Annotated in this window: 18 protein-coding genes; 12 read left to right on the forward strand and 6 right to left on the reverse strand. The window is 72.0% G+C overall.

Features of this window, described 5'->3' with window-relative positions; translation table 11 throughout:
* Positions 1-3 precede the first annotated feature (3 nt).
* Complete coding sequence (locus AAH991_RS05280; RefSeq protein WP_346224599.1) at positions 4-1,707, reverse strand: hypothetical protein; 1,704 nt, start codon at positions 1,705-1,707, stop codon at positions 4-6.
* A gap of 96 nt (positions 1,708-1,803) precedes the next feature.
* Positions 1,804-2,520: an IclR family transcriptional regulator gene (locus AAH991_RS05285; protein WP_030506070.1), complete on the reverse strand. Its 717-nt coding sequence runs from the start codon at positions 2,518-2,520 to the stop codon at positions 1,804-1,806.
* Between the two features lie 139 nt (positions 2,521-2,659).
* On the opposite strand from AAH991_RS05285, the gene leuC reads away from it, so the two are divergent.
* The 7 genes from leuC (at position 2,660) to AAH991_RS05320 (ending at position 9,145) form a co-directional block, all read left to right on the forward strand.
* Positions 2,660-4,045: a 3-isopropylmalate dehydratase large subunit gene (leuC, locus tag AAH991_RS05290; protein WP_346224600.1), complete on the forward strand. Its 1,386-nt coding sequence runs from the start codon at positions 2,660-2,662 to the stop codon at positions 4,043-4,045.
* 33 nt (positions 4,046-4,078) lie between these two features.
* Complete coding sequence (gene leuD / locus AAH991_RS05295) at positions 4,079-4,666, forward strand: 3-isopropylmalate dehydratase small subunit (RefSeq protein WP_346224601.1); 588 nt, start codon at positions 4,079-4,081, stop codon at positions 4,664-4,666.
* Positions 4,645-4,905: an SCO5555 family protein gene (locus AAH991_RS05300; RefSeq protein WP_346224602.1), complete on the forward strand. Its 261-nt coding sequence runs from the start codon at positions 4,645-4,647 to the stop codon at positions 4,903-4,905. Before leuD ends, AAH991_RS05300 begins: the two co-directional genes overlap by 22 nt.
* A gap of 53 nt (positions 4,906-4,958) precedes the next feature.
* Positions 4,959-5,255: an HU family DNA-binding protein gene (locus AAH991_RS05305; protein ID WP_030506067.1), complete on the forward strand. Its 297-nt coding sequence runs from the start codon at positions 4,959-4,961 to the stop codon at positions 5,253-5,255.
* Positions 5,256-5,456: 201 nt separating this feature from the next.
* Positions 5,457-7,517 (forward strand): SpoIIE family protein phosphatase, encoded by a 2,061-nt coding sequence (locus tag AAH991_RS05310; protein ID WP_346224603.1) that lies wholly within the window; start codon positions 5,457-5,459, stop codon positions 7,515-7,517.
* Positions 7,518-7,733: 216 nt separating this feature from the next.
* Positions 7,734-8,288, forward strand: coding sequence for an RNA polymerase sigma factor (locus AAH991_RS05315; RefSeq protein WP_346224604.1), 555 nt, complete (start codon positions 7,734-7,736; stop codon positions 8,286-8,288).
* Positions 8,285-9,145 carry a hypothetical protein gene (locus AAH991_RS05320; protein ID WP_346224605.1) on the forward strand — a complete coding sequence of 287 codons (861 nt, stop codon included), beginning with the start codon at positions 8,285-8,287 and terminating at the stop codon, positions 9,143-9,145. The genes AAH991_RS05315 and AAH991_RS05320 overlap by 4 nt, the downstream gene beginning before the upstream one ends.
* On the opposite strand, the gene AAH991_RS05325 is transcribed toward AAH991_RS05320, so the two are convergent.
* The gene (locus tag AAH991_RS05325) at positions 9,146-9,709 is read right to left on the reverse strand and encodes an MFS transporter (RefSeq protein WP_428833942.1); all 564 of its coding nucleotides are present in this window, start codon (positions 9,707-9,709) and stop codon (positions 9,146-9,148) included.
* Positions 9,710-9,910: 201 nt separating this feature from the next.
* On the opposite strand from AAH991_RS05325, the gene AAH991_RS05330 reads away from it, so the two are divergent.
* Together AAH991_RS05330 and AAH991_RS05335 are read left to right on the forward strand one after the other, a co-directional pair.
* The gene (locus AAH991_RS05330) at positions 9,911-10,282 is read left to right on the forward strand and encodes a YciI family protein (RefSeq protein WP_346224606.1); all 372 of its coding nucleotides are present in this window, start codon (positions 9,911-9,913) and stop codon (positions 10,280-10,282) included.
* Positions 10,279-11,496 (forward strand): RNA polymerase sigma factor, encoded by a 1,218-nt coding sequence (locus tag AAH991_RS05335; protein ID WP_346224607.1) that lies wholly within the window; start codon positions 10,279-10,281, stop codon positions 11,494-11,496. Before AAH991_RS05330 ends, AAH991_RS05335 begins: the two co-directional genes overlap by 4 nt.
* A gap of 144 nt (positions 11,497-11,640) precedes the next feature.
* Here the strand turns inward: AAH991_RS05335 and AAH991_RS05340 are convergent, their stop codons facing one another.
* Positions 11,641-11,841, reverse strand: coding sequence for a hypothetical protein (locus AAH991_RS05340; RefSeq protein WP_346224608.1), 201 nt, complete (start codon positions 11,839-11,841; stop codon positions 11,641-11,643).
* A gap of 71 nt (positions 11,842-11,912) precedes the next feature.
* Between AAH991_RS05340 and AAH991_RS05345 the strand changes: the two genes are divergently transcribed.
* The gene (locus AAH991_RS05345; RefSeq protein ID WP_346224609.1) at positions 11,913-13,229 is read left to right on the forward strand and encodes an MFS transporter; all 1,317 of its coding nucleotides are present in this window, start codon (positions 11,913-11,915) and stop codon (positions 13,227-13,229) included.
* On the opposite strand, the gene AAH991_RS05350 is transcribed toward AAH991_RS05345, so the two are convergent.
* Positions 13,226-13,963: a TetR/AcrR family transcriptional regulator gene (locus AAH991_RS05350; protein ID WP_346224610.1), complete on the reverse strand. Its 738-nt coding sequence runs from the start codon at positions 13,961-13,963 to the stop codon at positions 13,226-13,228. The two genes, AAH991_RS05345 and AAH991_RS05350, sit on opposite strands and share 4 nt — an antisense overlap.
* A gap of 199 nt (positions 13,964-14,162) precedes the next feature.
* On the opposite strand from AAH991_RS05350, the gene AAH991_RS05355 reads away from it, so the two are divergent.
* The gene (locus AAH991_RS05355; protein WP_346224611.1) at positions 14,163-15,626 is read left to right on the forward strand and encodes an MFS transporter; all 1,464 of its coding nucleotides are present in this window, start codon (positions 14,163-14,165) and stop codon (positions 15,624-15,626) included.
* A 53-nt stretch (positions 15,627-15,679) separates the two neighbouring features.
* Here AAH991_RS05355 and cofC read toward each other — a convergent pair whose 3' ends face one another.
* Positions 15,680-16,330, reverse strand: a complete 651-nt coding sequence (gene cofC, locus AAH991_RS05360; protein ID WP_346224612.1) for a 2-phospho-L-lactate guanylyltransferase — start codon at positions 16,328-16,330, stop codon at positions 15,680-15,682.
* A 77-nt stretch (positions 16,331-16,407) separates the two neighbouring features.
* Here cofC and AAH991_RS05365 point away from each other — a divergent pair, with 77 nt between their 5' ends.
* On the forward strand, positions 16,408-17,193 hold the full coding sequence (locus AAH991_RS05365; protein ID WP_346224613.1) for a lysophospholipid acyltransferase family protein: 786 nt from the start codon (positions 16,408-16,410) through the stop codon (positions 17,191-17,193).
* Positions 17,194-17,196: the final 3 nt, after the last annotated feature.

Here is a 17,196-nt window from a genome sequence, read left to right on the forward strand (position 1 = left end):
CCGCTAGCGTCCCGACCGCGCCTTGAACAGCGCCCGCTTGGCGGCCTTGACCACCTGCTTGTCCGGATGGGTCTCGCCGATGAGGTCGAGCAGTTCCTCGATGTGGGGGTGGTGGACCTTCCAGATCACGTCCAGCAGCCCGATGAGCGTCTGCGCCGGGCCGATGTCGTGCAGGCTGGCCACGAACTCCGGCCGGCCGAGCCCGGCGGAGATCGTCCACATGTCGAGGATCAGCCAGTGGGTGTCCGCCTGGGTCGGCTCCGGGGCGTCCTCGACGTCCATCTGCGTCAGGTGCGTCGCGGCGTACGGCCGCAGCGAGGGCTCCTTCAGCGCCTCCTGCCAGGCCGGGACGGCGGCCTCGCCGAGCGAGCCCACCAGGCTGGCGGCCTGCACCCGCACGAGGGCGTCGGACTCCTCCTCGGCGGCGGCCTCGAGCAGCTCGGAGGCGGCCCGCGCCGGGTCGCGCAGCGCGAGCCAGGCGGAGAACTCCTCGTCGGCCTCCTCCTCGGACATGTCGGCGCTGAACGACAGCAGGTCGAGCGCGGTCATGGCGTCGATCGCGGGCCGGGCGTCGATCTCGATGTCCTCGTCGTCCAGCAAGTGGACGAGGCCCTCGGCGCCGAGCGGCGTCAGGGTCACCGTGTCTCCGTCGACGGTGGCCATGCCGTACCCGGTCAGCCAGGCGAGCACGGAGGCGAGCGGGTCGCCGGCCGCGGCCCAGGCGTCGGCGCCCAGGTCGTCGTACTCCGCCGCGGCCTCGGCCAGCTCCTCGCGCAGCTCCGGCACCCGCCGGGTGCCGCCGGCCAGCAGCACGCGGATCAGCAGCGCGCGGGTGAGGCCGGACAGGGCCAGCGTGAGGTCGTCGTCGTCGAGTTCGGGGTCGCCGTAGTCGAGCGAGTGGAGGCCGAGCATCCAGGCGTCCAGGACGTCGTCGTCGTCCTCGAAGGGCCAGGCCCCGGTGTCGGAGTCCACGCTGACCGTGTCGTCGCCGTCCGGGGCGAGGAACTCCAGGTCGATCGCGAGGTTCCACAGGTTCCAGATGTTGCGCGCGTCGGGCAGGCCGACCGCGCGCACCGCCTCGTCCACCTCGCTGTCGGTGAGCAGGGTCTCCTCGCCCACCTTGCGGCCGGTGCCGACCCACAGCGCCAGGTCGCGGGCCTGCGCGATGAGCGTCACCCGGCGGGCCGCCTCGGCCAGCTCGGTGTCGGGCCGCAGCCGGATCGTGGGCAGGGCGCCGATCTCGTCGGCGAACGGCTCGAAGTCGCCGAGGCCCTCGTCGGACTCGTCCTCGTCGAGCTCGTCCTCCTCCTCGTCCCAGTCGCGCTCGGCGATGGTGTCCTCCATCGCGTCCACGAAGTCGTCCTCGACCTCGTCCAGCTCGGCGAGCAGGATCTCGGGGGAGTCCGAGCCCGGCGAGAGCCGGCCGGTGGACGACAGGAACGTCAGGTACGCCCGGACCGCGGGAATCATGCCGTCGGCCGCGGCGTCGGGGTCCTCGACCACCTGGGGCATGCGCTCCAGCAGGACCGTGCGCAGGTCGCCGCGCTTCCACAGTCCGACGTCGGTGCGGGCGATCAGGCGGTGCCACAGGGCGACGGGGCCCACGAGATCGGGGTCGCTACCGGGTGCGTTGTCCGGCGCCCAGAGGATGAATTCTTGGAGCAGGGGACGCAGTTCAGCGGCGGCTGCCTCGATGCGGTCTGTCACCCCGCCAGCCTAGTGCCGCGACCGCCGGGATTTGCCCGGAAGGAGCGGTGTCCGGAGTGGTGCATCGCAAGGCGGAGGAGGAGCTCGGCGCTCCGATCAGTTCGCGCGTCGCATGGCTTCGGTTATCCGCTCGGCGGCGGCGACGACGGGGGCGGCGTGCATCCGGCCGGGCGTACGGGTGAGCCGCTCGATGGGGCCCGACACGGAGACCGCCGCGATCACCTTGCCGCCGGCGCCGCGGATGGGCGCGGAGACGCTCGCCACGCCCTGCTCGCGCTCGCCCACACTGTGCGCCCAGCCCCTCCTGCGTACGCTCGCGAGCGTGGCGGCGGTGAACTTGGCGCCGCGCAGGCCGCGGTGCAGGCGGTCCGGCTCCTCCCAGGCGAGCAGGATCTGCGCCGCGGACCCCGCGGTCATGGGCAGCGCGGAGCCGACGGGCACGGTGTCGCGCAGCCCGCTGGCGCGCTCGGCGGCGGCCACGCAGACCCGCTCGTCGCCCTGGCGCCGGTAAAGTTGAGCACTCTCCCCGGTGAGGTCGCGAAGATGGGTGAGCACCGGCCCGGCGACGGCCAGCAGCCGGTCCTCGCCCGCCGCCGTGGACAGCTCCGACAGGCGGGGCCCGAGGATGAACCGGCCCTGCGTGTCGCGGGAGACGATGCGGTGGTGCTCCAGCGCCACGGCGAGCCGGTGGGCCGTCGGCCTGGCCAGGCCGGTCGCCTGGACGAGCTGTGCCAGGGAAGCGGGGCCCGCCTCCAGGGCGTTGAGTACGAGAACCGCCTTGTCGAGTACTCCGACCCCGCTAGAGTTGTCCATACCCCGATACTGCCGTCTCGCCATACGAGATGCAAACGCAATGTTGGGATTCACCATATACAGTGTCCATATCCCGATATCTCCGTCTCATCATGAGAGACACGACCGGGGGTCTGAACGCGAGGAGGCGTCACAAACCATGGGTCGCACACTGGCTGAGAAAGTCTGGGAGCAGCACGTCGTACGCCGTGCCGACGGCGAGCCCGACCTGCTCTACATCGACCTGCACCTCATCCACGAGGTGACCAGCCCGCAGGCCTTCGACGGCCTGCGCATGGCCGGCCGCACCGTGCGCCGCCCCGACCTCACGATCGCGACCGAGGACCACAACGTCCCGACCGTGCTCGGGCCGATCTCCGACCCGGTGTCCCGCACGCAGGTCGAGACGCTGCGCAAGAACGCCGCGGAGTTCGGCATCCGCCTGCACCCGATGGGCGACGCCGGTCAGGGCGTGGTGCACATCATCGGCCCGCAGTTCGGGCTCACCCAGCCCGGCATGACGATCGTCTGCGGCGACTCGCACACCTCGACCCACGGGGCGTTCGGCGCGATCGCGTTCGGCATCGGGACCTCCGAGGTCGAGCACGTGCTGGCCACCCAGACGCTGCCCGCCTACCGGCCCAAGACGATGGCCATCGAGGTCAAGGGCGAGCTGCCGGTCGGCGTGACCGCCAAGGACCTGATCCTGGCGATCATCGCGAAGATCGGCACCGGCGGCGGCCAGGGCTACATCGTCGAGTACCGGGGCGAGGCCGTGCGCAAGCTCTCCATGGAGGGCCGCATGACCGTCTGCAACATGTCGATCGAGGCCGGCGCCCGGGCGGGCATGATCGCCCCGGACGAGACCACGTTCGAGTACCTGCGCGGCCGTCCCCACGCGCCCACCGGGGAGGCCTGGGACCGCGCCGTGGAGTACTGGAAGACGCTGCGCACCGACGACGACGCCGAGTTCGACAAGGTCGTGGAGATCGACGCCTCGGCCCTCACGCCGTTCGTCACCTGGGGCACGAACCCGGGCCAGGGCGCGCCGCTCGGCGCCGCCGTGCCGTCGCCCGAGCAGTTCGCCGACCCGGTCGAGCGGGCCGCCGCCGAGCGGGCGCTGGAGTACATGGGCCTGACCGCGGGCACGCCGCTGCGCGACATCCAGGTGGACACCGTCTTCGTCGGCTCCTGCACCAACGGCCGCATCGAGGACCTGCGCGCCGCCGCCGAGATCCTGCGGGGCCGCAAGGTCGTCACCCGTACGCTGATCGTCCCGGGCTCCATGGGGGTCAAGAAGGCGGCCGAGGAGGAGGGCCTGCACGAGGTCTTCAAGGCGGCAGGGGCCGAGTGGCGCGAGGCCGGCTGCTCGATGTGCCTGGGCATGAACCCCGACACGCTGAAGCCGGGTGAGCGCAGCGCCTCGACCTCCAACCGCAACTTCGAGGGCCGCCAGGGCAAGGGCGGGCGCACCCATCTCGTGTCGCCGCAGGTGGCGGCCGCGACCGCGGTGACCGGCCGGCTGACCGCCCCCGCCGAGCTCTGACCCCGCCCGCCTCAGTCCCAGGAAGAGACCATCATGGAAGCGTTCACCACTCACACAGGCCGGGCCGTGCCGCTGCGCCGCAGCAACGTGGACACCGACCAGATCATCCCGGCGGTCTGGCTCAAGCAGGTCAGCCGTACGGGCTTCGAGAAGGGCCTGTTCGCCGCCTGGCGTGAGGACCCGTCCTTCGTGCTCAACGACCCCGCGTACGAGGGCGCGACGATCCTGGTGTCCGGGCCGGACTTCGGCACCGGCTCCTCGCGTGAGCACGCCGTCTGGGCCCTTCAGCAGTACGGCTTCCGCGTCGTGATCGCCTCGCGTTTCGGCGACATCTTCCGCAACAACTCCACGAAGATGGGCCTGCTGCCGGTCGTCCTGCCCGAGGACGTCGTCAAGCGCCTGCAGGACGCGGCCGAGGCGGACCCGACGACCGAGATCACCGTGGACCTGGTGGAACGCCAGGTGCGCGCGGGAGACCTGGTCGTCCCGTTCGAGATCGACGACTACACCCGCTGGCGGCTGATCGAGGGGCTCGACGACATCGGGCTGACCCTGCGTCACGCGGACGCCATCGAGGAGTACGAGAATGGACGGCAGCCATGGCTGCCGACGACCGTCTGAACGAACCTCGGACCGGAGAAGAGCTGCTGGCGCGGCGACTGCGTGATGCGCATCGCCGCGTCAGAGCGTTAGCCTTACCACAGGAGGAGCAGGCCCGCCTGGCGCGACGGCTGCTTGCTATCTGTGACGTGGCAAAGCGGGACATAGCCCATGCGGCCGCCCGGCTGGACGCCTTCATCGCCTATCTGGACGGCACATTCGACACGCCGAGTAGGCGAAACATGCCCCCCGGTGATTGAAGTCCCGCGACCTCGTCCCCTAATTTCAAGCGCGTAAGGGGGAGGAAACCGAAATGAACAAGAAAGAGCTCGTCGACGCGATCACTGATCGTGTCGGTGACAAGAAGACGGCGACCGAAGCCGTCAACGCCGTCCTCGACGCCATCCAGAGCGCTGTCGCGGGCGGGGACAAGGTCTCGATCACCGGCTTCGGCGCCTTCGAGATGGTGCACAAGCCGGCCCGTACGGCCCGCAACCCCTCCACCGGCGATCCGATCAAGGTGGAGGAGAGCTGGGCGCCGAGGTTCCGCCCCGGCGCGGATTTCAAGGAGCAGGTCAACGCTGGTGGCAAGGCTGCCAAGAAGAAGTAGCCGGCCCCACCGGTACCAGTGGACGGCGCTCGGAGCCCCCGGGCGCCGTTCGTCGTTTCCCGGCCCGGTGCCGGCTGCCGCGCGAGAGCCCCGACCCTGCCTTTGACCTGTGCAAACGTGTGTACTCTCAAGTGAGCGAGTCGAGGGGGGCGTACGCGGGGGACCCCGATCGCATGCATCGTTCGACCGAGGGACAACGCAGTGCAAGTCGACCAGAAACGTGAGTCCGGCCGGGTGGCGCTGGAGGTGTTCGACCGGGCGCCGGTCGGAGTCCTGGTGACGCGGGGGGAAGAGCACCGGCTGCTCTACATGAACGACGCCTTCCGGGCGATGTTCGGGGACCGGCCGATCGGGACGCCGGCCGGGGAGGCCTTCGACGACGTCCTCGACCCGGAATTCCTCGGGATGCTGGATGAGGTCCTGGCGACCGGGAAGACCGCGTGCGCCGACCAGGTCTGCGTGACCGCGGCACGTCCCGGCGCCGCGCCACGCGAGCGCCTCTTCCGGGTGAGCCTCTCCACGCTTCCCCTGGAGAGCGGCGAGAACGGACTGCTGGCAGTGGCGCAGGAGGTCACGGCGCAGGTCGTGGCCACGCGGCGGGCTCGCACCATAGGGAAGGAGTTGCGCCGCCTCCGGCGCCGTTACCAGAGCATGATGTGGGCGGGCGCGCACATGGTGTGGGTGACCGGCCCGGAGGGCGAGGTCAGGGAGGTGAGCCAGGGCTGGCAGCGCCTGTCGGGCCAGACGCTGGAGGAGAGCCGCGGGTACGGCTGGCTGCGCGCCCTGCATCCCGAGGACCGCGACAGGGCCCTGGACGCCTGGGTCCGGGCCACCGAACTGGCGACCCCGATCTGGGAGCAGGTCTTCCGCGTCGCGAGCCCGGACGGCGTCTACCGGCACATCCGCTTCCGGGCCGTGCCCGTGTACGAGAACGGCGGGGTGGTGGAGTGGGTGGGCGCCTCCGCCGACGTCGAGCAGGAGTGGCAGGAGGAACGGCGCCGCCGGCTGCTGGACCGGGTCGCGGCCGCGGCGACCGACATCACCAACCTGGAGGAGATGTGCCAGGCGCTCGCCGACGTGATCGTGCCTGAGCTCGCCGACTCGTGCGACGTGTACCTGCGTCCCGAGTCGAGCGGTGGGTTCCCCCACGCGCCGGTCGTCACCGAGCGCATCGCCGCCGCCGTCCGTGCGGGCTTGCGGAGGCTGCCGACACGGCGCAAGGAGTATCACCTCCCCACCGGCGCGCTCGTGCGCGCGGTACGGCGGCGCCGCCCGGTCCACATGTCGTTCCCCCCGGGCTGCCCTCCGTTCCCCTGCCCCGAGGCCGTCAGAACCTGGATGGCCGAGAGCGGGGCGCACAACCTGGCCCTTCTGCCGATCGTGGTCCAAGGCGAGGTGGCGGCCGTGGTCGTGGCCGCTGCCTGCGGGGATCGCCCGCCGATCGCGCCGGACGACGTCGAACTGATCCGGGAGACGGTCGACCACGCGCACGACGCGATCAGCAACGCTCTGCGCTTCCGCCGTACGCAGCGGGTGGCGCTGGCCCTGCAGCACAGCCTGCTGGCCGAGCCGCCCCACGTCCCCGGCCTGGAGCTCGCCGCCCGCTACCAGGCGAGCCCGACCGCCGCCGAGATCGGCGGGGACTGGTACGACGCGTTCGTGCTGTCGTGCGGCGCCGTCAACGTGGTGATCGGAGACGTGGCCGGGCACGACCTCGCCGCAGCCGTGTCGATGAGCCAGGTGCGCAACCTGCTGCGGGCGCTCGCCGCCGACCGTGAACTCGAGTCCCCGGCCGACGTCCTGCGGCGGCTGAACGGCGCCCTGGAGACCCTTGACGGCGAGAGCACGGCGACCTGCGTCCTGACCCGCCTCGAAAGAGCCGGAGACGGCATGTGGCGGCTGGTGTACTCGGCGGCCGGGCACCCGCCGCCGCTGCTGGTTACCGGCGACGGACAGGGCCGCTTCCTCCGGGACGCGGGCAATCCCCTCCTCGGCCTGTGTCACGGGCAGCCGTGGATCAGCGCCGTGGAGCCGTTGCCGCCGCACAGCACCCTGCTGCTCTACACCGACGGCCTCGTCGAGCGGCGGGGAGAGGATCTCGGCGACGGGCTCGAACGGCTGCGACGGTGCGCGGAGCCCCTCGCCCGTGAACCCCTGGGCCAATTCTGCGACGAACTGCTCACCGGGATGCCGGTGACGGGCGAGGACGACGTCGCCATGATCGCGCTACGAGTGCCGCCGCCCGCCTGCGTCTCCTTGTGATCTTCAGGGCCGGCGGGGCCGGAACCCGGATCACGTCGCAGGCCCGGTGACGCCCTCGCCTCGATCGCCCTCGGTGTGAACGCAGGGGAAGACCGGGCCCGCCGGAGCCGTACGCCGCCTTCGCGATCGATGCGCGGGTGAGCAGGGCCGGAAACACTGCCGGAGGTGCCGGACACCTAATGAGGTGTTCCGTCGGCCTTCGACGAGGAGACACCTGTGCAAGATCCGCGCGCACCCTCCGGCATGCGAGATCGTTTCGAGGCGCTCTACCGCGCCTGCTATCCCGCGGTACACCGCTATGCGCTGCGCCGCACCGAGTCGGCCGACGACGTCGCCGACGTGATCGCGGAGACCTTTCTCGCCGCGTGGCGCCGGATGGACGACGTCCCGGACGGCGATGCGGCGCTGCTGTGGCTGTACGGCGCGGCCCGCCGTGTGCTGGCCAATCACCGGCGCGGGCAGTCGCGCCGCAGCGCGCTGGCCGAGCGGCTCCGCGACGAACTGGCCGTGCGGCAGGGCGCCCCCGCGCCCCTCGATCACCACGCGGAGAGGATCCGCGCCGCTTTCGCCCTCCTGAGCCCGGCCGACCGCGAGGTGCTCGCCCTGTCCGCCTGGGAAGGGCTGACCGGCCCCCAGATCGCCGCGGTGCTGAACTGCAGCAGCACCGCCGCCCGGCTCCGGCTGCACAAGGCCCGGAAACGGCTGGCCCGGCTGCTCGGCACCGCGGATGAGGTTCCTGTGATGAAACCGCTGCGAGGAGAGACCCGATGAACAAGATCGACCGCATGCTGGCCGGCGTCGACCCGGCCGCCGATCAGGACGAGCCCGCCCTGAGCCAGGGCATGGACGTACTTCTGGAGGAGATCGTCGCGACGCCGCCCGCCCACCGCCGCGCGTCCTGGCTGCCCGGCAGGCGGGCCACCGACCCGGAACTCGCCCACCCCTCCCCGGCATCCGCCGCGACGGCACCGCGGCAGGGCCGTTCCCCGCTGCGCCGGCGCCTGCTGGCGGGGGCGGCGGTCACGGGCATCGCCGCCGCCGCGGTGGTGGCCGTGCCGCTGTTGGCCGGAACCCAGAACGCGGCGTACGCCGTGGTGAAACAGACTGACGGGACCATCCGGGTGACGGTCAGGGAGCTCCGGGAGCCGGACGAGTTGGAGGCCAAGCTCGAGGACGCCGGCATCCCGGCAGACGTGACGTTCACCGAAGCGGGCAAGCGGTGCGCCCCCGGCCGCTTCGCCGGCGCGGACCTGGCCTACGACCCGCCGAGCACCGCGAACATGACCGAGCGGGAGCGCCGGGAGTTCGACAAGCCGGAGAACTGGCGCTCCCGCGACGCTGCCCGGCCCATCGACCGGGACACCTTCGTGATCTCTCCCGAGTACATCCGCCGGGGAGAGACGCTCGTGCTGGAGTTCCGGCCGGGCAACCACCCGGGGGTGGTCTGGACGCTCGGCACCTACCTGGCCAAGGCCGGCAGCCCGATCGCGCCCTGCGCACTCGTCGACGCGGAGTCCGACGAGGCATGGGTGAAGGAGATGACCAGGCCCACTGGTGACCATGCCGCTTGGGGTGTCCGGGCAACCGCACACCCCGGCCGCGGCTCCCACGGGGCAGGGCCGCAGTAATCAGCCGGGCAGTGCGGCGGGGGCGGTCCGGGTCGCCGGGCGCATCGCCAGGACCAGCACGGCCGGCCCGGCGAAGACGACCGCGGCGACGACGCCGGTGACGTGCAGGCCGGCGGTGAACGCCTCCCGGGCGGCCTGCAGCAGTTGCGCCCCCTGGCCGGCGGGAAGGTGCCGGCTGGCGGCGACCGCGCCGGCCAGCGAGTCGGACGTGCCCTCCATCCGGCTCCGATAGACCGCTGCGGCCACCACCCCGAGCAGGGCGAGTGTGGACGGCGCCAGGGTCGCCCCGGCGACGCCCAGGAGCGCACGCGCGACGATCAGCATCGACGGGCCGGCCACGAAGGCGGCCACGACCGACAGCACCAGGAACGCCGCTCCGCCGACCAGCAGCAGCCGCCGGTGGCCGATCCGGTCGCCGACCGTGCCCATGACGATGACCAGACCGGCCACCATGAATCCGTAGCTGTCGCTGATCCACAGCTGCTCGACGCCGGTGGCCCCCAGATCGGCGCTCAGCTGCGGCAGCGCGAGGAGCAACGCCGTCGCGTCGATCGCGACGAGCAATGCGGCAGCGCCAGGACGACCAGCCCCGGCCACGCCATGGTGATGCGCATATGTGGAAACTCCCTGTTCTCTCGACGTCTCGCCGGTTGGTCGGAGCGGCGGGGAGTTTTTTGACGCGGATGCGTGTCAAGACCACGGGGGCGGCTCCGACCAACCGGTGAAAGGGCCCGGCGGAGGCCCGCGCATCACGAGGAGAACGAGATGAAGTTCCTGATCGGCATGCATATCAACCCGGCCGTGCTGGACGCGCTGACCGATGAGGAGAGGGCGGCGATCGGCGAGGGTCACGGCAGGTTCATCGAGGAGCTGAAGCGGTCCGGCGAGCTGATCACCACGCAGGCGCTGGCCGACCCGTCGCAGGCCGCGGTGGTGTCCGTGCGCAACGGTCAGCCGGTGGTCACGGACGGCCCCTTCCTGGAGTCCAAGGAGTATCTGGGCGGCTTCTATCTGATCGACTGCGAGGACAGGGACCGGGCGATCGAGCTGGCGGCACTGATCCCGGACGCCGCGATCGAGGGTCTCGGAATCGAGGTGCGGCAGGTCATGTTCGCCGACGGACAATTGGAGGCATGACCGCACCGGTCGTCGAGGACCTGCTGCGTGAGCTCACGCCGCAGGTCCTCGGCGCGCTGGTACGGCGGCACGGCCGGTTCGAGGACTGTGAGGACGCCGTGCAGGAGGCCGTCCTCGCCGCCGCCGTGCAGTGGCCGGCCGAGGGGATGCCGGACAACCCGCGCGGCTGGCTGGTGACCGTCGCGTCCCGGCGGCTCATCGACCAGATGCGCAGCGACCACGCCCGCCGGGAGCGGGAGGCGGCAACGGCCGCCGACGTGGTGCCGCAGGACGTGCCGGCCACCGACGACACGCTCGTCCTGCTGTTCCTGTGCTGCCATCCCACGCTGACCCCGGCCACCCAGACCGCCCTGACGCTGCGGGCGGTCGGCGGCCTGACCACCGCCGAGATCGCCCGCGCGTTCCTGGTGCCGGAGGCCACGATGGCGGCCAGGATCAGCCGGGCCAAGCAGCGCGTCAAGGCCGCCGGCGGCTCGTTCGGCCTGCCGGACGGCGCGGAGCGCGCGGAGCGGCTGCGGGTCGTCCTGCACGTGCTTTATCTGATCTTCAACGAGGGCTACACCGCCTCATCGGGCAGCGAGCTGCACCGTGCCGACCTCGCGCGCGAGGCGATCCGGCTGACCCGGATGGTGCACGCGCAGCTGCCCGGGGACGGCGAGGTCACCGGGCTGCTCGCGCTGATGCTGCTGACCCACGCCCGCCGGGAGGCCCGTACGACGGCGGCCGGCGACCTGGTGCCGCTGGCCGAGCAGGACCGTACGAAGTGGGACCGCCGGCTGATCGACGAGGGCGTCGAGCTGGTGAAGGCGTCGCTGGCCGGTCCGGCGCTGGGGCCTTACCAGCTGCAGGCCGCCATCGCCGCCACGCACGCCGACGCCGCCATGCCCGAGGAGACGAACTGGCCGCAGGTGCACGCCCTCTATCTGATCCTGGAACGGATCGCCCCCAACCCGATGGTCACTCTCAACCGGGCGATAGCGCTCGCCGAGATCGAGGGCCCGGCGGCCGGGCTGGCCCTGCTGTCCACGCTGGACGGTGACGAGCGGATGGCCGGGCATCACCGGCTGCTGTCCGTACGCGCGCACCTGCTGGAGAAGACCGGCGACACGGCCGGGGCGTACGAGCACTACCGGCGCGCCGCGAAGGCCACCGCCAGCATCGCCGAGCAACGCTACCTGGAGTCCCGGGCCGGTCGGCTGAGGACGAGGTCGTAGCCCGTTCGGGGCCGCCTCCAGCGGTCAGGCGACGACCGGCGCGGTGGGGGAGCCGCCTCCCCTGCCTCGCCTCCCCGCATCCGGCGAGCGTCAACGGCGCGGACCTGGTGATCGACGGAGGGGCGATCAGGACCGTCCGACGGATCAGGGCGTCGGGAACGTGGAGAGCGTCACGTAGGTGACGCGGCCGTCCGTCATGACGAGGGCGACCCGCTGACCGGGGCGCAGGTGCCGCAGCGGGCCGGCGTCGAACGCCTCGCCGTCGAAGGGAATCCGGGTGCCGTCGTCGAGGAAGACCCAGCCCGAGCGGGTCGCGGCATCGAAGCTCTGCACCGTCGCCTGCACGGCGCAAGCCTACCGCTGCCGGTCCGAAACCACTTTGACCGGCTAAGCAGCTCGGTGCCAGCATCGTCCGGATGACTGCGGGGGTGCGAAGAAGCCTGTGGCGCGCCCGGGACTTCCGGCGCTACGCGGGGGCGGACGCGATCAGCAAGCTCGGCAGCGAGGTCTCCCTGGTCGCCCTGCCGCTGACCGCGGCGATCGCGCTGCGCGCGAGCCCGTTCCAGGTCGGGCTGCTCACCGCCGCGGAGATGGCGGCGTTCCTGCTGGTCGGCCTGCCCGCCGGGGCCTGGGTGGACCGGATGCGGCGCCGTCCCGTCCTGGTCGCCGCCGACGTGGTCCGCGCGGTGGCGTTGCTGTCGGTCCCGGCCGCCGCCGCGGCCGGGGTGCTCGGCCTGCCCCAGATGTACGCGGTCGCCCTGCTGACCGGGCTGTGCACGGTCTTCTTCGACGTCGCCCACCAGAGTTACCTCCCGTCCATCGTGGGCCGGGAGGACCTCGCCCGCGGGCACGGCACGCTCGCCGCGAACCAGTCGCTCGCCCAGCTCGCGGGCCCGGGGCTCGGCGGCTGGCTGGTGCAGGCCCTCACCGCCCCGATCGCGGTGGTCGCCGACGCTCTCAGCTACGGGGTGTCCGGGCTGCTGCTCCTCGGCGTACGCGTGGACGAGCGGCGTGAGGCCGGGACGCGGGCGGGTACGGAGGCCGGGACGCGGGCGGGCGCGGGGACCGGTGACACGCCGGACGCGGTGCCGGAGCGGGGCGCCTCGGGCGGCGCCCGGGCCGCCCGGCTGCGCTCGGAGATCGCGGAAGGGCTCCGGTTCGTCGCCGGACAGCCCGTCCTGCGCCGGGTCGCCGCCGTCGGGGCGCTGACCATGCTGTCGTTCGGCCTGTGGTCGGCCACGGTGCCGCTCTACCTGGTCCGCGAGGTCGGCACGAGCCCCGGCGCGTACGGCACGCTGCTGTCGGCGGGCGCGGTCGGCGGGGTGGCCGGGGCCTGGCTCGCCCCGCGCGTCGCGGCCCGGCTGGGCGTCGGCCGGGCGATGTACGCGGCGGCGTGGGCGGCCACGCTGTGCACCGCCCCGCTGGCACTGACGGCGGCCGGGTGGCGACTGCTGATCCTGCCGGCGGCCCTCGCGGCCAGTGGGGTGGCGACCACCGTCTTCAGCGTGGCGCAGGGGGCCTACCGCCAGTCGATCTGCCCGCCGCACCTGCTCGGCCGCCTGAGCGCCACCATGCGCTTCCTGATGTGGGGCTGGATGCCGTTCGGCGGCCTGCTGGCGGGCACGCTCGGCCAGCTCGCGGGGGTGCGGGTCGCGTTCTGGACCGCCTGCGGGGCCTACACGCTCGCCCATCTGCCGATCCTGCTGGCCCCGCGGGTCCGCGCGGTCTCCTAGCTCTCCTCGCCGGGGCCCGGCTCGGCGATGTAGGAGGCGAGGCCGCGCAGGAGGATCTCCAGGCCGAGTTCGAACCGGTAGTCGTTCGACTCGTCCACCATCCTGTCGGCGAGCGCCACCAGGTTCGGGAACCGGTCGGCGGGCAGCGAGGCGAAATAGCCCTCGATCTCCTCCCGCATCTCCTGCGGCGCCTTGCCGCCGCTCTCCGGATAGCGGTCCTGCCAGAGGACCTCCTCCAGCACGAACCCGTCCAGGTAGGTCGAGAGCAGGTCGCCCGCGATGGCCATGACCTCTCTCGGCAGGCCGGCCGCCGCGAAGACGGCCAGCAGTTTCTCCACGTGGGGGAGCAGCTCGGGCGAGAAGGGCACACGGCCGAGGGAGATCTTGACCGCGTCGCGATGGCTGAGGAGTCTGCGGCGGCCCTGGCGGGCGAAGTCCCTGATCTGCTCCTGCCAGCGCTCGGGGTCGGGCTCGGGCAGCTCGTAGCCCTCGAACATGCGGTTGTACATGAGCTGCAGCAGCTCGTCCTTGTCGCGTACGTGGACGTACAACGCCGAGACGGCGACGCCGAGCTCGGATGCGACCTGCCGCATGCTCAGGCGGTCGTAGCCCTCACGGTCCAGGACCGTGTAGGCGGCGTCGACGATGCGCTCGCGGGTGAGGGGCACCCTGGCCGGCGTACGTCGCCTGGGCGGACGCTCCCACGGCGGTGTGGGCATGTCCGGCTGCGTCATGAGGACCTCCCGCTGTTCCGCCCATGCTAGTGAACACCGCTCCGTGTTCACGAACACTGCTCTCAACACGAGATATATCTTGTGCGCGCGACAAGACGCGATATATCTTGTTGAACGCCGAACTTGTAGGTGAACATTGATCGGTGATAGAACAGCGCTCAGTTTACTATGAACAGTGTTCAGTACCCCTGGAGGGGTGATGTCGGAACCAATCACCGCCACGGCGCCACCAGCGCCGCCGACCCGAGCGCCGTACCGCTGGCGCTGGGCGGCTCTCTTCGTGATCCTCGCCGGGGAGGTCATGGACCTCCTCGACGCGACGGTCACCAACATCGCGGCGCCGAGCATGCGCGCCGATCTCGGCGGCTCGGAGGGGACCATCCAGTGGATGGGCGCCGCCTACACCCTGGCCATGGCCGTCGGCCTGATCACCGGAGGCAGGCTGGGGGACATCTTCGGCCGCAAGCGGATGTTCCTGATCGGCGCCGCGGGTTTCACCGCGGGGTCCCTGCTCTGCGCCGTCGCCCAGACTCCCGAGGTGCTCATCGGCGCCCGGGTGATCCAGGGCCTGTTCGGCTCGGTCATGCTGCCGCAGGGACTCGGCATGATCAAGGAGATGTTCCCGCCCGCGGAGATGGGCAAGGCGTTCGGCATGTTCGGGCCGGTCATGGGCCTGTCCGCGGTCGGCGGCCCGATCCTCGCGGGCTGGCTGGTCGAGGCCGACTTCTGGGGCACCGGCTGGAGGATGATCTTCCTCGTCAACCTGCCGCTGGGCCTCGCCGCGCTGGCCGCCGGCATGCGTTTCCTGCCGGAGTCGAGGTCGCCGCACCCGCTGCGCCTCGACATGGGCGGGGTGGCGCTCGCGTCCCTGGGCGGCTTCCTGGTGATCTTCCCGCTGGTGCAGGGCCGTGAGCACGACTGGCCGCTCTGGGCGTTCGCCATGCTCGTCGCCTCGGTCGTCGTCTTCGCCGTCTTCGGCCTGTTCCAGTCGCGCCGCAGCCGTTCCGGCGGCGACCCGCTGATCGTGCCGAGCCTGTTCCGCAAGCGCGCGTTCACCGGCGGCCTGCTGACCGGCATCGTGTTCTTCTCCGGCATGGCCGGGTTCATGCTGGTCTTCAACCTCTACACCCAGATGGGGCTCGGCTACTCGGCGCTCAAGGCCGGTCTGGCGATGGCCCCGTGGTCGGCCGGCATGATCGTCGGATTCGGGCTCGCCCAGCCGCTGCAGAGGTTCGGGCGCAGGCTCCTCCAGGGCGGCACCCTCGTCATGGCGCTCGGCGTGGCCGGCGTCCTGCTCACGCTGAACATCACGGGCACGCACCCCAACCCCTGGCAACTGGCCCCGGCCCTCGTGGTGGCGGGGATCGGCATGGGCCTGCTGATGTCGCCGTTCTTCGACATCGTGCTGGCCGGGGTCGAGGAGCACGAGACGGGCTCCGCGTCCGGCACCCTGACGGCCGTGCAGCAGCTGGGCAGCGCGTTCGGCTACGCCCTGCTCGGCACGGTCTTCTTCGACCTGCTCGGCGGCGTGCCGAGCGCCGGAAGCTTCGACCAGGCGATCAAGGTGACCCTCTGGGTGGTCGCCGGGATGCTCGTGGTGACGTTCGCGGTGGCCTTCCTGCTGCCCCGGCAGGCCCGGGAGAACGCGGAGGCGGCCCACTGACCACGACAGCGGACACGATCACGCCGGCACGGGGGCCGGCGTGATCCTCGCGTTCACGCGGTCCGGCCGGGCGCCGCGGACAGGCGGGCGGCGACCTCCGCGGTGGCGGGGCCGACGCCCAGGGCCAGGGCGGCACGCAGGTCCTCCAGCGTGTCCACGTCCCTGCGCACCGAGGCGATGTCGGGCAGGGCCAGCTCCTTGGCCCCCCGGGACAGGTGCCTGGCCCTCGACTCGCCGCCGAACCCCGGCCGGAAGGACACGCCCGGCCGTACGCCGTAGAACGTCGTGCCCACCTCGGCCGCGTCGGGGACGAACGCCTGGTCGAACTCCAGCGCCGCCGCGAGCACCGTCTCCAGCTCCGCGGGCCGCAGCGCGGGCAGGTCGGCCTGCAGAGCGCCGACGGCGTCGTCGGGCGCGAGCCGTACGGCCTCCTCCGCGCCCGCCCGCAGGGCGGTGTTGAGCCCCCGGTCCGGGTCGGCGACCACGTGGGCGCCGAGCGCGGCCAGCCGCCGCGCGGGCAGCGGGTCGGCCGTCACGACCACCACGCGCGCCACCAGCGGGCACCGCAGCGCCGCCGTCACGGTGTCGGAGGCCACCGCGACCGCCAGATCGGTCCGGTACGGCCCCGCCGCCGCGGCGAGCCGCGTCTTGGCCCGGATCAAGGTCTTCACCGGGACCACTATTGACCATCGCGCGAGGTGCATGCCTGTAGCATCCCGCCTCGACATCGCCCATGGCCAACCGGGAGACTTGTGCCGGATCCCGGTGATTTGGAGACCCTGTGAGCCACCCCAGCGAGCCCTCGTCCGACCCGAACGCCCCCGCAGTGCCCACCCCCGCCGTGGTGAGCCGCCGTGCCGGCCGGCCGCCGCGCTTCTGGGAGACGCTCGCGGTCGTCGTCGTCAAGCCGCTCTCACGGCTGTTCGTGAAGCGGCGGTGGCGCGGCGGGGAGAACATCCCCCGCACCGGCGGGCTGATCATCGCGGCCAACCACCTGTCGTGGTCGGACCCCGTGCTGCTCTCGCACTACCTGTACAACAACGGGCGGTGGCCGACGATCCTGGCCAAGGCGGGTCTCTTCCGGATCCGCGGACTGGGTCACGCCATCGCCCAGCTCCAGGCCATCCCGGTCGAGCGCAACAGCACCGAGGCCACCCAGTCGCTCAAGATCGCCGAAGAGCGGCTGCGGAGCGGCGCCTGCATCCTGTTCTATCCCGAGGGCACGATCACCCGCGATCCCGAGCTGTGGCCCATGGCCGGCAAGACCGGTGTCGCCCGGCTGGCCCTCGCGACCGGCGTGCCGGTCATCCCGATCGCCCACTGGGGCGCCCAGGAACTGCTGCCGTACGGAGCGACGAAGCCTCGCCTGCTGCCCCGCAAGAGCTTCCACGTGCTCGCCGGACCGCCGGTCGACCTGTCCAAGTACGCCGGGCAGCCCATGCGCGGCTCGGTCCTGCGCGAGGCGACCGCGGACATCACGGCCGCCATCACCGGCCTGCTCGCCGAGATTCGGGACGAGAAGGCGCCGGAGGTCCCCTATGACCCGAAGAACGCGGCCAACGGCTGAGCG

Origin of the sequence: Microbispora sp. ZYX-F-249, assembly GCF_039649665.1 — a bacterium.
Lineage (GTDB): Bacteria > Actinomycetota > Actinomycetes > Streptosporangiales > Streptosporangiaceae > Microbispora > Microbispora maris.